The 13,531-nt window shown below is 63.6% G+C and carries 12 protein-coding genes; 8 read left to right on the top strand and 4 right to left on the bottom strand.

Annotated elements, in window-relative coordinates; translation table 11 throughout:
* The first annotated feature begins 143 nt into the window (after window positions 1–143).
* The 4 genes from HMPREF0307_RS05815 to HMPREF0307_RS05800 all read left to right on the top strand — a co-directional run bounded on the left by HMPREF0307_RS05815 (window position 144) and on the right by HMPREF0307_RS05800 (window position 5,183).
* Window positions 144–1,079, top strand: coding sequence for a pseudouridine synthase (locus HMPREF0307_RS05815; RefSeq protein ID WP_066489252.1), 936 nt, complete (start codon window positions 144–146; stop codon window positions 1,077–1,079).
* On the top strand, window positions 1,080–1,775 hold the full coding sequence (cmk, locus tag HMPREF0307_RS05810; RefSeq protein WP_066489203.1) for a (d)CMP kinase: 696 nt from the start codon (window positions 1,080–1,082) through the stop codon (window positions 1,773–1,775).
* A gap of 64 nt (window positions 1,776–1,839) precedes the next feature.
* Complete coding sequence (gene der / locus HMPREF0307_RS05805) at window positions 1,840–3,447, top strand: ribosome biogenesis GTPase Der (protein WP_082723253.1); 1,608 nt, start codon at window positions 1,840–1,842, stop codon at window positions 3,445–3,447.
* Window positions 3,448–3,797: 350 nt separating this feature from the next.
* Window positions 3,798–5,183, top strand: a complete 1,386-nt coding sequence (locus HMPREF0307_RS05800; protein WP_066489248.1) for an anaerobic C4-dicarboxylate transporter — start codon at window positions 3,798–3,800, stop codon at window positions 5,181–5,183.
* A 105-nt stretch (window positions 5,184–5,288) separates the two neighbouring features.
* On the opposite strand, the gene HMPREF0307_RS05795 is transcribed toward HMPREF0307_RS05800, so the two are convergent.
* Window positions 5,289–6,098 (bottom strand): class I SAM-dependent methyltransferase, encoded by an 810-nt coding sequence (locus tag HMPREF0307_RS05795; RefSeq protein ID WP_066489197.1) that lies wholly within the window; start codon window positions 6,096–6,098, stop codon window positions 5,289–5,291.
* A 54-nt stretch (window positions 6,099–6,152) separates the two neighbouring features.
* Between HMPREF0307_RS05795 and HMPREF0307_RS05790 the strand changes: the two genes are divergently transcribed.
* From HMPREF0307_RS05790 to HMPREF0307_RS05780, 3 genes are read left to right on the top strand one after another with little or no spacing between them, the layout of a single operon-like run.
* Complete coding sequence (locus HMPREF0307_RS05790) at window positions 6,153–7,610, top strand: ABC transporter transmembrane domain-containing protein (RefSeq protein ID WP_066489191.1); 1,458 nt, start codon at window positions 6,153–6,155, stop codon at window positions 7,608–7,610.
* Between the two features lie 3 nt (window positions 7,611–7,613).
* Window positions 7,614–9,371, top strand: coding sequence for an ABC transporter ATP-binding protein (locus HMPREF0307_RS05785; RefSeq protein WP_066489188.1), 1,758 nt, complete (start codon window positions 7,614–7,616; stop codon window positions 9,369–9,371).
* 2 nt (window positions 9,372–9,373) lie between these two features.
* The gene (locus tag HMPREF0307_RS05780; protein WP_082723250.1) at window positions 9,374–10,423 is read left to right on the top strand and encodes a CE1 family esterase; all 1,050 of its coding nucleotides are present in this window, start codon (window positions 9,374–9,376) and stop codon (window positions 10,421–10,423) included.
* Here HMPREF0307_RS05780 and HMPREF0307_RS05775 read toward each other — a convergent pair.
* Window positions 10,420–11,691: a site-specific DNA-methyltransferase gene (locus tag HMPREF0307_RS05775; RefSeq protein ID WP_082723249.1), complete on the bottom strand. Its 1,272-nt coding sequence runs from the start codon at window positions 11,689–11,691 to the stop codon at window positions 10,420–10,422. The genes HMPREF0307_RS05780 and HMPREF0307_RS05775 overlap by 4 nt on opposite strands.
* A gap of 219 nt (window positions 11,692–11,910) precedes the next feature.
* Between HMPREF0307_RS05775 and HMPREF0307_RS05770 the strand changes: the two genes are divergently transcribed.
* Window positions 11,911–12,090, top strand: coding sequence for an antitoxin (locus tag HMPREF0307_RS05770; RefSeq protein ID WP_066489179.1), 180 nt, complete (start codon window positions 11,911–11,913; stop codon window positions 12,088–12,090).
* A gap of 670 nt (window positions 12,091–12,760) precedes the next feature.
* On the opposite strand, the gene HMPREF0307_RS05765 is transcribed toward HMPREF0307_RS05770, so the two are convergent.
* Both HMPREF0307_RS05765 and HMPREF0307_RS05760 read right to left on the bottom strand, forming a co-directional pair.
* Complete coding sequence (locus tag HMPREF0307_RS05765; RefSeq protein WP_005323143.1) at window positions 12,761–12,982, bottom strand: hypothetical protein; 222 nt, start codon at window positions 12,980–12,982, stop codon at window positions 12,761–12,763.
* Window positions 12,979–13,263 carry an ArsR/SmtB family transcription factor gene (locus HMPREF0307_RS05760; protein WP_230310978.1) on the bottom strand — a complete coding sequence of 95 codons (285 nt, stop codon included), beginning with the start codon at window positions 13,261–13,263 and terminating at the stop codon, window positions 12,979–12,981. Before HMPREF0307_RS05760 ends, HMPREF0307_RS05765 begins: the two co-directional genes overlap by 4 nt.
* Between the last annotated feature and the right edge of the window lie 268 nt (window positions 13,264–13,531).

Genomic DNA, 13,531 nt, shown 5'->3' with positions numbered 1-13,531 from the left:
ACTATTCGGGGGTAGGATGGCCTGCGGTAAACAAAGCGTTTCCACGTCCAGCGCCCCGCGAGCAGGAGCTCGCGAGATTTCAACCGGAATGAACAAGGCGCCAGGCGGCAACTGCATACACAAGAAAAGGACACGTGATTATCGTGACCCCACCCGCTCGCCGCGACGGCACACCGGACAAGAAGCAGCGAGCCAGCGACATGCTGGTCTCGAATGCCAAGCCGGCCCGCCGCCAGCACGTGAAAAAATCTGACCGCACCAAGAACTCCACCGCTGACTCCGTCGCGCGGGAACTCGGCGCCGACTGGTTGGTCGACGGTGACGCCCAAGGCGCCGCGAACAATGGAAAGGGGGAGCGCCTCCAGAAAGTGCTCGCCAAGGCTGGCGTCGCTTCGCGCCGCCACGCCGAGATCCTCATCGACGCCGGTCGCGTCGAGGTCAACGGAAAAATCATCATGCAGCAGGGCGTGCGCGTCAACCCGAATGTCGACGTTATCCGAGTTGATGGCGTGCGCATCAACGTCAATGAGAACATGCAGTACTTCATTCTCAACAAGCCGCGCGGGATGCAGTCGACCATGCATGACGACATGGGCCGCCCGTGCGTGGGCGACTTGGTCTCTGACCGCGTGGCGGCGGGCCAGCGTTTGTTCCACGTGGGCCGCCTTGACGCGGACACTGAGGGTCTGCTCCTGCTCACCAACGACGGCGAGCTTGCCAATCGCCTCATGCACCCGAAGTACGGCATTAAGAAGACCTACCTCGCCACGGTGCTCGGTGAGGGGGGCAACAAGTTGGTCAAGCAGCTCAAGGACGGCATCGAGCTCGATGACGGCCTGGCCAAGGCCGACTTCGCGCAGATTGTGGATAAGAACGGCGGCTACTCCCTCGTGCGCGTCGAGCTGCACGAAGGCCGCAAGCACATTGTGCGTCGCATGCTCAAGGAGGCCGGCTACCCGGTCCAGCGCCTCGTGCGCACCAAGCTGCACACGGTGCAGCTTGGCGAGCTCACCCCGGGTGCATTCCGCGCGCTCAACTCGAACGAACTGACCAGCCTGTACAACGCGGTGGAGATGTAAATGCTGAACAATATGCCTAACAATGGACTCATCGTGGCCGTCGACGGCCCGTCTGGCACCGGCAAATCCTCCACGTGCCGCCAACTGGCCAAGGAGCTTGATGCCAAGTACGTCGACACCGGCGCCATGTACCGTGTCGCGACGCTTGCCGTCCTGCGCGCGGGCCTGGACCCCGCCGATACGCAGGCCGTTATTGCCGCGACCGCAGACCTGCCGCTCGAGGTTTCCGATGATCCGGATTCCAAGCAGGTACTGCTCGCCGGTGAGGACGTCTCCAAGGTCATCCGCGAAGACGAGGTGACCCGCAACGTTTCGGCCGTCTCCGCCATCCCGGAGGTCCGCCAGAACCTGGTCGACCTGCAGCGTAAGCTGGCAGCCCAGGCGCATCGCGCCATCGTCGAGGGCCGCGACATTGGCACCGTGGTGCTTGCCGATGCCCCCGTGAAGATCTTCCTGACCGCCTCGGCGCAGGTCCGTGCGCAGCGTCGCTACGACCAAAACGTCGCCGCAGGCATTCCCTCTGACTTCGACACCGTGCTCGCCGACGTCGAGCGCCGTGACGCCGCGGATTCTTCCCGCGCCACGTCGCCGCTGCGCCCGGCCGAGGACGCCGTCGTGGTCGACACGTCCGAGCTCACGCTGCAGGAGGTCCTGCAGCGTCTCACCGCCATCATTAAGGAGTCCGCGCGTGGCTAAGAACACCAACACCGGCGGCCAGCCGGAGGAATTCGAGACCGAGTTCCACTACCCACAGGGCAAGATGGAAGAAGAAACCGTCTCCTCGAGCCAGAAGTGGGCATCGTCCGACTTCGATGTCTCGGAGTTCGACTTCGACCTCGACGAGGACGCGAAGGAAATCGCAGTCGTCGACGGCTACGAGGGGGTCGACGATGATGACTTCGATGAAGACTTCGACGCCGAGGACTTTGACGAGTCTGAATTCGGCGAGGCCGACTATGGCGAAGACTACGAGGACGACCTCACGGATGAGGAATGGGCCGAGATCGAGGCCGCGTATGGCGTCAATGCTGACGGTCACGTCGAGGAGAACCTTTGCACCGTGGCCGTCGTGGGTCGCCCTAATGTGGGCAAGTCCTCGCTTGTCAACCGTTTCCTCGGGCGCCGCGAGGCCGTCGTCGAGGACCATCCGGGTGTTACCCGCGACCGTATTTCCTACGTCGCCGAGTGGAACGGCCGCCGTTTCCTTGTCCAGGACACCGGCGGATGGGACCCCAACGTCAAGGGCATCCATGCTGCCATCGCGCGCCAGGCTGAGGCCGCCATGGAGACCGCTGACGTCATCGTCTTCGTCGTCGACACCCGCGTGGGCATCACGGAGACTGACTCTGTCATGGCGAAGAAGTTGCAGAAGTCCCAGGTTCCCGTCATCCTCGTGTCCAATAAGTTCGACTCGGACAATATGTATGCGGACATGGCGGAGTTCTACGCGCTGGGGCTTGGCGATCCGTGGCCGGTGTCCGCACAGCACGGTCGCGGCGGCGCTGACGTCCTCGACGAGATTCTGCGTCTCTTCCCGGACCAGCCGCGCCACCCGTCCATCACCTCGGGTCCGCGTCGCGTAGCGCTCGTGGGTAAGCCGAACGTGGGCAAGTCCTCACTGCTCAACAAGTTCACCGGCGAGGAGCGCTCCGTCGTCGATAACGCGGCGGGCACCACCGTCGACCCTGTTGACTCGCTCGTTCAGCTCGACCAGAAGCTGTGGAAGTTCATTGACACGGCAGGCCTGCGCAAGAAGGTCAAGAACGCCCAGGGCCACGAGTACTACGCGTCCCTGCGCACCCGCGGCGTCATCGACGCCGCCGAGGTCTGCGTCATGCTCATCGACGCCTCGCAGGAAATCTCGGAGCAGGACCAGCGCGTCCTCAACATGGTGCTCGAGGCCGGCAAGGCGCTCGTCATCGCGTTCAACAAGTGGGACCTCGTTGACGAGGACCGCCGCTACTACCTGGACCGCGAAATCGACGAGCAACTCACGCACCTGCCGTGGGTCACCCGCGTGAATATCTCAGCAGAGACCGGCCGCGCCCTCCAGAAACTGGAGCCGGCCATGCTCGCGGCCCTCGAGTCCTGGGACCAGCGCGTGTCCACCGGCCAGCTCAACACATGGCTGCGCGAGGCCATCGCTGCGAATCCGCCGCCGATGAAGAACAACCGTCTGCCGCGCGTGCTTTTCGCTACGCAGGCGGGCACGCAGCCGCCAACTATCGTGCTGTTTACCACGGGCTTCCTTGACGCTGGCTACCGTCGCTACTTGGAGCGCAAGTTCCGTGAGCGCTTCGGCTTCCACGGCTCGCCGGTGCGCATCGCCGTCCGCGTTCGCGAGCGTCGCGATAAGCGCAAGCGCTAGCTTCTAGGGCGGGGTAACGAATCCTCCTCACTGTGCCGTCACTGGGCGGTGGAGTGAGGGGGATTATTCGTCTTTGGTGCGGCGCATACTGGGTATAACAACCGGCGCTCGTTGGTAGGGTATTGGCCTACGAAATGTCCGAAATGTGGTGTTGGCCCCAGTGCAGCGCCTGAATAGCAGTATGTGCGTTATGCTGCCATTATAGTTCATGCAGCCTCTCAATCCGGAATCCTTCCGGTGTGACTTTTCCCGCCTGTGTTTACTTATGTCTGGTTATGTCCGGTCGCATAAGATGAAGCAAGTACACAGTTTCATTCTCAGAACCTTCAATGAGTTCGGAAGGGCGCGTCATGCTTGCCTCCATCCTTGACCCGACCTCGGGTCTCGCGATCGTTCTCCAAATTATTGTCATCCTCTCCGCGCTGCTACTTGGCACGCGCTACGGTGGCCTGGGGCTCGGTCTCATTTCCGGTATTGGCCTCGTCATCATGGTCTTCGTCTTTGGCCTCAAGCCAGGCGAGCCCCCGGTATCGGTCATGCTCACCATCATCGCGGTTATCGGTTGCGCGGCCACGCTGCAACAGGCCAGAGGTCTAGAGGTGATGATGCAATTCGCCGAGAAAATCTTGCGCGCTCACCCCGAGCGCATCACCATTCTCGCCCCGCTCACCACGTGGTTCCTCACCGTGCTCTGCGGTACCGGCCACGTTGTCTACACCATGTTCCCGATCATCGAGGACATCGCGCTGAAGAAGGGCATTCGTCCGGAGCGTCCGATGGCCGTGTCCTCGACCTCGGCCCAAATGGGTATCACCGCGTCTCCGGTGTCCGTCGCTACGGTGTCCCTCGCGTCCATCATTGCGGAGAATGCGGGCGTCACCGGCGTCTCGTACTCCATCCCGCAAATCCTTATGGTCGCCATCCCCGCCTCGCTCAGCGGCGTTATCCTTGCCGCGCTGTGGTCGCTGCGTCGTGGCAAGGACCTCGACAAGGACGAGACCTTCCAGGAGAAGATGAAGGACCCTGAGTTCGCACAGTCCGTGCAGTCTGCGGGCCACTCGCTGCTCGGTGAAGTCTTCCCGGCATCGGCGAAGCGCTCCGTCGCCGTCTTCCTCACCGCCATCGCCCTCGTCGTCATCCTCGGCGCCTTCGACGTCCTGCGCCCGTCCTTCCCGGGCGAGGATGGCGAGCTGGAGAAGCTGTCCATGAACCTGGTCATCCAGATGGTTATGCTTGTCGCTGGCGCTATCATCCTCATCTTCTGCAAGGTCGACAACACGAAGATCGCCACGACTCCGGTCTTCAAGGCCGGTATGACCGCCGTGTTCTCCGTCTTCGGCGTTGCCTGGATGGCGGATACCTTCTTCGAGACGCACATCGATGCACTGGAAAGCGCCCTGGGCGGCATCGTGCAGTCGGCTCCCTGGGCCTACGCCATCGCGCTGCTCATCGTCTCCAAGCTGGTCAACTCCCAGGCCGCGGCCCTCGTAGCCATCGCGCCTATCGGTCTGTCGCTGGGCATCGACCCCGCCGTCATCGTCGGCTTCTACGGTGCGGCCTACGGCTACTTCATCCTGCCGACCTACCCATCAGACCTCGCCTGCATCGGCTTCGACCGCACAGGAACCACGCACATCGGCAAGTTCGTCATCAACCACTCGTTCATCATCCCGGGCTTCATCTCGGTGCTCACGTCCTGCGTGGTCGGTTCCTTGCTTGCTACCGTCATCCTCTAAGTTAGCTGGCATTGATATGCCGCGCGCACGTCGGTGCCGCGCGGCGTTCGCTATCCCACGGGCCCGGCGCGAAGCGCGAGGCGATTGAGACGTGGCGTGCGCTGCCTAGGACGCCCGCGTATAGGCGAAAGCGTCCGTGCGATAGGGAATCTCGAGCTGCTGCCCGGGCTTGAAGCCCATGTGCTCGAAGAGATACCAATTGAGGTTGTGCGTCATGCGCTCGTGAACCTCCTCGCCGTTGCGCAGCCAGTAGGAGCGCGTGTGCATGAGTCGGTGCAGCTGCTCCGGGGTAAGCGGCATGGACCAACGCAGACGGCGTTCCTCCGCGAGCACCCACGGGTCGTCGATGGCGGGGTAGAAGCCTTCTTTCTGAATATCTCCGGAGTGCATGATGCGGGCCAGACGCAGGACCCACGGGTCGGAGTGCACGTCGAGGGTGTTCCATGCAAGCACTACGCGCCCGCCTGGACGCAGGATGCGGTCAAACTCGGCGCTGGCGCGGGCAACATCGACCCAATGCCACGTCTGGGCACAAGCGACGGCGTCTAGGGCGGCATCGGAAAGCGCGGTGGCTTCAGCAGTGGCCCGCCAGACGGGAAGCCCCAGCTCGGCGCGCAGGACCCTGCACATATCGGGCGAGGGATCGCAGGCGAGCACCTCGGGATTGGTGAGCGTCGCCGTGAGCTTTCCCGTGCCGGCGCCGACGTCGAGGACGCGACCAGCATCAGCGATAAGTGCGGCGACCTCGGCGGGGTAGACGGGACGCACGTCGGCATACTCATCCGCGCCGCTGGCGAAGGCACGAGCGGAGGCCTGACGGTGCGCGGTAGTGCGGAACTCCGGCGCAGACTTCTCCGAGGGCTTGCGGTAGCTGGGGAAGTTCTCCGGGGCAGGGTGGAGTGAATCAAAAGACATCGTGTACACAATCTAGCCGGGCGCGTGGCGGGCGGTCTATTAGACTTGTTCGTTATGAGTTCTCTCCCCGCGCCCGATGACAAGCGGTGGCTCATCAAGACGGTTCTGCTGCGCAAGCGCCGCACGATGCCGGCCGCCGTGCTCATGTCGCTCGGCTTCGTTACTAATGGTTTAACGCCGGTGCTCGTGGGGCGCGCGATCGATGACGCCATCGCACGGGGTTCGCTGGGCCACCTGGGGCTCTGGCTCATGGCCCTTGCCGCGTCTTTTCTCATCAACGGCCTGGCGAACTGGTGGGCACGCAACCTCTTCTCGCTCGCGATGCTCGAAGTGGGCCACGTTCTGCGCATGGCTGTCACGGATCGCATCCAGGATCCGCGCGGGATGGCGGGTCCGCGGCGCACGGCGGGGGAGCTGCTTGCTATCGCGTCAACAGATGCGCAGCGCGTGGGGGATGCGGTATTCATGACGGTCTTCCCAGTTGCTGAGGTGACCTCGATTATCTATGTTGCGACGATGGTCTCCGTGGTCAATCTCCCTTTAGGCCTCGCCGTGCTCGTGGGCGGGCCTATCGTGGTGCTCATCTCTCTGCGCGCGGCGAAGCCTTTGCGGCATCGCTCGGGTGCGCGGCAGGCGGCGCTCGCCAAGGCCGCGGCCACGGCGACGGACGTGGTACAAGGCCTGCGCATTCTGAAAGGCCTCGGCGCCATCGACACGGTGCGCTCGCGCTACGCGGCGGTCTCCGATGCTGCCTATACGAAGACGGTCGCCGCAGACGGCGCCCGGGCGAAGCTCAACGCGACGACGGAAACCGTGGGCGCCGTCTACGTCGTGCTCGTGGCGCTGGCGGCGGGCAGCCTCGCGCTGAAGGGCTCCATCACGATCGGCGAACTCATCTCTGTGGTGGGTCTGACCCAGTTCATCATCACGCCGATGACGATGTTGGGGAAGAACATCGCCTCGCGATGGGCCAATGCGCAGGCCTCGGGCAAGCGCATCCGAGCGGTGCTCGGCGCGGGATTCGCAGAGCATCCAGAGGTGGAACTTCCCGCGTTGCCGCGCGGCGTCACGGTCGTAGACGCACCTGCGCCGGAAGGCCTGGAGTACCTGCCGCACGAGACGGCCGTCGTGGCGCCACACCAGTCGGACGTGTTCGAGGGCAGCGTGTTGTCCAACGTGCACGAAGACCCAGAGAAGGCGCGCGAGGCACTGTGGGTCGCTGCTGCGGACGATATCCCCGGCGGGCCGGAGCGTGAGGTGGGCGAGAACGGCGGCAACCTTTCGGGCGGCCAGCGCCAGCGCGTGGCGTTGGCCCGAGCCATTGCTGCCGATGCCCCCATCCTCATCCTGCAAGACCCCACCACCGCCGTGGACTCCGTGACGGAAGCCATCATTGCCGAGCGCGTGGCCGCCCATCGCGCCGGGCAGACGACGGTCATCTACACCTCGGCGCCCGCGTGGCAGGCCGTCGCTGTGGACGTCACCGCCGATGTGCAGGAAGCGGAGGCATAGCCCATGGCCTTGAGTTTCCCTACTGCCGCGTGGCCGGACGTCCGTCGCGTTGTGGGCCGCCATGTTGCGCAGGTCCCCGGCGCCAAGGGCCAGTTCGCCGCGGCGGTCGCGTTGCTGGCGGGTGGCTCGGTGGCCACTATCTTTATTCCTATTCTGCTGGGGCGGATCGTAGATGCCGTCATCGCTGGCGGCGGCGCGAACCTTCTCGTCATCGGCGTGAGCCTTGCCGTCTGCGCCTTGTTGGGCGCGGCGCTGTCTGCGGGAGGATTCTATCTGCTCTCCCGTATCACGGAGCGCGTGATCGCCAACCTGCGCGAAGACATGGTGGGTACGGCTCTGGGCCTGCCCACGCATCGCGTCGAGGAAGCCGGCACCGGCGACCTCGTCTCGCGCTCCACGGATGACGTGGCGGAGCTTTCGGCCGCGGTGACGGAGACGGTGCCCGTGCTCTCTAGCTCGGTCTTCGCCATCATCACGACGGCGGTGGCGCTCGTCTCGCTCGACTGGCAGTTCCTCCTCGTGGTTGTCGCGGCCGCACCCATCTACTACTTTGCGGCACAGCGCTACCTGCGCGTCGCGCCGGGCCGGTACGCTGCGCAGCGCGCCGCCATGGCCGATCGCGCCCGGCGGGTTCTCGAGGCCATCCGCGGACGGGCGACTGTGCGTGCCTTCGGACTGGAGGAACGCACGCACGAAAATATCCGCGCAGCCAGCCAGGACGTCGTCGATTACGGCTTTAGCGCCCGGCGCACGCTCATGGTGCTGCAGTCGTGGCTCACCACCGTGGAATTCGTCATGGTGACCACGGGCCTGCTCGTTGGCTTCTGGACGGTACGCACGGGTGCCATGACGGTGGGCGCTGTCACGGCGGCGATGCTCATGCTCATCCGTCTGCGCGGCCCTCTCATGGGACTCATGCGTGTGCTGGACACCATTCAGTCGGGCTACGCGTCGCTCGCGCGCATCGTGGGCGTGGTCATGGACCCGCCACAGCCCACGCCGCCCGCGGGTGCGCCGAGCAAGGTGGGCGAGGTGCGCATGGATCACGTCTCCTTCAGCTACGGCGAGGGCTGGGCCGTGGACGATATCTCCATTCATCTCCACCCGGGCGAAATGGTGGCTCTCGTTGGCGCGTCCGGCGCGGGAAAGACCACCGTTGCGGCGCTCCTCGCGGGCCTGCGCGTCCCCGATGAAGGCACGGTGACCGTCGACGGCGTGGAGGTCTCGCACCTTTCGGATACCGAACGCGTCGCTCGTTTGGCAATGATCTCGCAAGACGTGCACGTCTTCTCCGGAACGTTGCGCGAGGATCTTCAGCTGGCGCGGCCGGATGCCACCGATGAGGACATGCGCGACGCGCTGCGTCGGGTGCGGGCGGACTGGGTGGAGCACCTCGTCGATGGACTCGATACCGAGGTTGGCGCGCAAGGCATCCAGCTCGAACCTGTAGAGGCACAGCAGTTGGCGCTGGCGCGTATTTTGCTGCTCGACCCGCGCGTCATCGTCATGGACGAGGCGACGGCGGAGGCCGGTTCCGTGGGCGCGGGTGCGTTGGAAGAAGCCGCGGATGAGGTCACGCGCGGGCGCACGGCGCTCGTCGTGGCGCACCGGCTTGACCAAGCCTCGCAGGCGGATCAGATCCTCGTCATGGAAGACGGACGGGTGAGTGAGCGGGGCACACATGCAGAGCTGGTAGCGTTGAACGGTCGATACCACGAACTATGGCAGGCTTGGCAGAAAGGACGGACGAGCTCTTCGTGATTATGAGCAGGACATCCGGGAGCTCGCGCACACGGACACACGCGGGCGCGGCGCTGAGCGTTCTCGCTGCTTGTGGCCTGTTGGCGGGATGCGGCGCTGGGGATGGTTCGGATGAAGGACTCACCGATCCCGCCGCCGTGACGACCACGGGGGCGACGCAATGGGAGCCCAGCCTCGGCATCCCCGCCTCCTCGCCGTTGGCGGGACCGGAGCCGGGGGAGTCGAAGACTATCAACCTGCCGTCGGGTCGAACGTTTATCCTCCACGTTCCGGAGAACTACGATCCGTCGCGTGCCTGGCCCGTGGTCTTAAGTTTCCACGGCTGGGGCGAAACGGCCTCCCAGATGGAGGCGTACACCCGGTTTGATTCCTCCGAAGCCATCGTTGCGTACGCACAGGGAACGGATAAGGCATGGGCGCCGGCTCCCTATGCGAAGACGAGCGGCGCGGAAGATGTCGCGTTCGTCCAGCAGATCGTGGACTCGCTGCGCGCAACGTACGCAGTCGACGACGAACGCATCTACGCCGTGGGCATGTCGAACGGGGGCGGTTTTGCGGCCTATCTCGCGTGCCAGATGCCGGAGTATTTCCACGCCGTCGCCAGCGTCTCGGCCGCGTATTACTCGAAGATTCACGATGGCTGTAAGTCGGCCGCGGAGAGCGAAAACGAGCACTACGGCGAGCCCCTACCTGTGGGGCGCCTTGATCTCCACGGCACCGACGACCCGATCGTGTCCTACTTTGGCGGAACCCGTCACGGTGCGACATACAACCCGGTCATGGAGGTCCTTGCGATGGACCAGAAGCGCAACCAATGCAGCGACCAGATCTCCACGTCGCGCCTAGCTTCGAACTCGTTGCTCATGCAGTGGAAAGGCTGCCGCGCGCCGCTGGTGCACATCCGCATTGGCGGCGGCAATCACGTCTGGCCTGGCGGTTCCTACGATAAGTCGCACGTCCTGCCGGAAGGTTTTGCTACCGATGCCGTCCTCGACTTCTTCGCCATCCCCGGCCGCGCGACCGGCACTGAGGACTCGGCGAATAAGCTCTAGAAGCGCGTCGTGTCTACGGTGGGCTCGGTGGGCTCGGTGGGCTCGACAGCCCAGACGGTGACGGACGCGCCCGCGGCCACTGCCGCCACCTCGAAGCGCGCAAGACAGAGTGCTGCGAGGTCCTCGTAGCCTGCTCGGAATGCGGCGGAGTCTTTCTCCGTGGGCTGTGGGATCTGGACGAGCTGGACGCTGCGGGTCCCGCCGTCGGCGGCATTGAGCTCGAAAACCGCTTGGGCGGTCGTGCCGGAGCCGGCGAAGAAGTCGAGCACGGTGGCATCGGAAGGCCCGCACAACGCGATGAGGTGCTGGACGAGACGCACCGGCTTCGGGAAATCGAAGATGCCGCGCACGCCCAACGCTTCTTCGACGTCGCGTCGGCCGGTGCGGGTCACTCCAAAGCGCTCGCCGTCAAGAATGGAACGCGGACGGGCGCCGCGGCTCTCATAGTTCTTCGTGTAGACGAAGCCGCGGCGGAAGACCAAGTCATCGTGGCGCTCGGCGACCTTGTCGCGACCCCAGCGCCAGCGCGCTACCTTGTTGCGACCCGCGGGCTGGTCCGGCCAGTACTCTCTGCCGTCCGGGCCTGCAATGGGGAAGTCGAGGGTGGGCAGGTAGCCCAGCGTCTTCGAGTCGAGGCGCACGAGCGAGTACCGCCCACGTTCGTCTTCATGGTTATAACGCGTGGATTTCGCGGCGCCTAAATCGAGATTGAAGCCAGGGTTATCGAGGGACTTGGCGTAGACGAGGATGTATTCGTGCTCGACGACGGCGTAGCGCGAGTCATTCTTGCCGGTACCGGCCTTCTTCCAGATGAGTTGGCCGGCGAAGCATTCCTCGCCGAAGATTTCGTCGGCGACCTTGCGCAGGTTGGCCACCTCGTCCTCGCCGATGGAGATACAGATGAACCCTGAGTCCTTGAGCAGCTCGCGCGCGAGCACGAGACGCGGGTACATCATGGACAGCCACTCCGCATGCCAACGGCCATGGTCCGCGGCGCGGAATTCGCGGCGGCTGCGGTAGTTATCCCGATAGATGAAGTCGCGTCCCGTGTTGTACGGCGGGTCGATGTAGATGACGTCGATGCCGCCGCCCCCAGCCTGTGGCGCGTCGCGCAGATGCTTGAGGACGTCGAGGTTATCGCCCGCATAGAAGTGATGCGGGCTTGTGGTGCTCGTGCGCTGGCGCAGGCGCGTTGAGGTGGGGCGTGTTGCTGCGGCCACGGCCTCGTCCTTGCCGGGCCATACCAGCCCGAAGAAGGAGGATGACATGGGCTTTAAGGATAGTCACTAGCGCATATGAGTGGGCTCTGCCACGCGTGACCTCGCCGTAATGTTCTGCCGCAGCCCGTAGAGGACCCTGTACGGAGGCTGGCAATCCTAAGGTTTTCTCATCTTTAGGTGGCGAGGCCTGGGTGGCGTCGCTACGGTGGGTATCACACCCGCTGCGATGGTGGGCGTAAATAATTTAGCAACGAAAGGATTTTTATCATGGGCATCTTCGACAAGGCCAAGGACGCACTGAACTCCGACAAGGGCGAGCAGATTTCTGACCAGGCCCTCGACAAGGGCGCCGAGTTCGCGACGGGCAAGCTCGGTGAGGACAAGGCTGACCAGATTAACTCCGCGCGCGACAAGGCCGACGAGCACATCGGCAAGCAGGGCGAGTAAGCCCTCACACGCTCTTCCGCGACAGCGCCGGCTCTCCACCAATAATGAGGAGAGCTGGCGCTTTTCGTTTGTGTGAAACGACAGCTCGTTGCGCACAACGCGTGGTCGACAAAGCCCGCGCTCTGTGTTGGACAGAGCGGGCGCTTCATTGAGTGCCTGTCCCGGTTCTATGGCCGCAAGCCGTGGGTTAAGGGACAGAGAAGGGCATGCGGACGAAATCTTGGAGGATTTCCCGTATGACTAATGTGCGATACACGGATGCCCTTCTCTGTCCCTTAACCCCAAGCCGTGTGGTGTGCCAGAAGGCTAAAACGACAATGACCGGAGCACGCTGTTGTGCTCCGGTCTAGAGTCTTTTGCGAAACTACCCACCCACCTGCAACGACCCGAACCACAGCTATGGTTTCCGTCGGTTTCCGTTCCCGGTTCCGTCGGCAGGTGGGCCGGGGCGGTGTCGGAGGTGGGGGCACACCACGTGGTTCGTCCCCAGTCCTAGCCCCTATCCGCGAGAGGGACAGGATAACGCCACGACCGGAGACACACCCCGCCGCCAAAGTCACAAGCAAGTTTATGTTGCTGGAGGTCTACGCGACGCGCTTAGCGCATACGCTGTGACAGCCCATAGCGCGGAGCCAAAACCACCGCGCCCCTTGTTTAAGGAAGAGCCTGATTACTCGGGGATCTCGCTGAGTTGGGCCTCAATCCGATCCAACCGCTCGGTGATGTTGCGTAGGTGCTCCACGATGAGTTGGTTGGAACCATCGATCGCCGTCGCCGTTTCGCGTCGTGCGCTGGTGACGGTGCGTACCACCCAGACGGTAAGAGCAACGAAGATCGCGAGTGGTAGTGCGGCGGCGAGGATGACAAGAAATACGGTAGCGGTAAGTGTCACGAAGATTCCCTTTTCTGTTCTTGATTAATCAGGTGCCTAATGTGGTCTGGAGTTACTTCAAGCTGAAACGGAGCGACCCAGTAGTGCTTCCTCACTCGGCTCTCTCCGAGCTGTTCCAGGCCACTCTCGATGAGTCCAGCAGCTTCCAAGCGGTTGAGGTGCTGGTAGAGCAGTGGCCGAGACATCCCGAGTCGGCGGGCCAGCTCACTGACATGGGTCGAATCCGTCTCTAGGGAGGCGATAATTCGCAACCGAGGCTCACTTCCGAGAGCACTGAGCATCTGAGCGAGCCGTGCTGCGTCCATCATCCCTCCGTATTGTAATCGAACGATGTCAGGTGTAAGTATATGCTTACAGTCGGCGGTGTGCAAGTTCTGCCGGGTCTGGCGGAGACGCTGCCCGACTTAAGACGTGGCCGGTGTCCCATCACGTCCCCTCTTCACCCTCCCCAAGAAGAAACCCAGCCGCAGCACACACCACAGCTGGGTTCCTTCATGGCTTACAGCGTAGCCAGCAGTGAAGCGTCCTGGGTTTAGTTCCTACCTCAGC

This window comes from Corynebacterium sp. DNF00584 (genome assembly GCF_001552965.1).
Classification (GTDB): Bacteria; Actinomycetota; Actinomycetes; order Mycobacteriales; family Mycobacteriaceae; genus Corynebacterium; species Corynebacterium phoceense.
The sequence above is the reverse complement of the archived record's forward strand: the minus strand, read 5'-3'. Positions and strand labels throughout refer to the sequence as shown.

Excerpts from the sequence above, each read along its gene's own strand:
- cmk (WP_066489203.1), top strand. The coding sequence starts at position 1,080 with ATGCTGAACAATATGCCTAACAATGGACTCATCGTGGCCGTCGACGGC.
- der (WP_082723253.1), top strand. The coding sequence starts at position 1,840 with ATGGAAGAAGAAACCGTCTCCTCGAGCCAGAAGTGGGCATCGTCCGAC.
- HMPREF0307_RS05800 (WP_066489248.1), top strand. The coding sequence starts at position 3,798 with ATGCTTGCCTCCATCCTTGACCCGACCTCGGGTCTCGCGATCGTTCTC.
- HMPREF0307_RS05795 (WP_066489197.1), bottom strand. The coding sequence starts at position 6,098 with ATGTCTTTTGATTCACTCCACCCTGCCCCGGAGAACTTCCCCAGCTAC.
- HMPREF0307_RS05790 (WP_066489191.1), top strand. The coding sequence starts at position 6,153 with ATGAGTTCTCTCCCCGCGCCCGATGACAAGCGGTGGCTCATCAAGACG.
- HMPREF0307_RS05785 (WP_066489188.1), top strand. The coding sequence starts at position 7,614 with ATGGCCTTGAGTTTCCCTACTGCCGCGTGGCCGGACGTCCGTCGCGTT.
- HMPREF0307_RS05780 (WP_082723250.1), top strand. The coding sequence starts at position 9,374 with ATGAGCAGGACATCCGGGAGCTCGCGCACACGGACACACGCGGGCGCG.
- HMPREF0307_RS05775 (WP_082723249.1), bottom strand. The coding sequence starts at position 11,691 with ATGTCATCCTCCTTCTTCGGGCTGGTATGGCCCGGCAAGGACGAGGCC.
- HMPREF0307_RS05770 (WP_066489179.1), top strand. The coding sequence starts at position 11,911 with ATGGGCATCTTCGACAAGGCCAAGGACGCACTGAACTCCGACAAGGGC.
- HMPREF0307_RS05760 (WP_230310978.1), bottom strand. The coding sequence starts at position 13,263 with ATGCTCAGTGCTCTCGGAAGTGAGCCTCGGTTGCGAATTATCGCCTCC.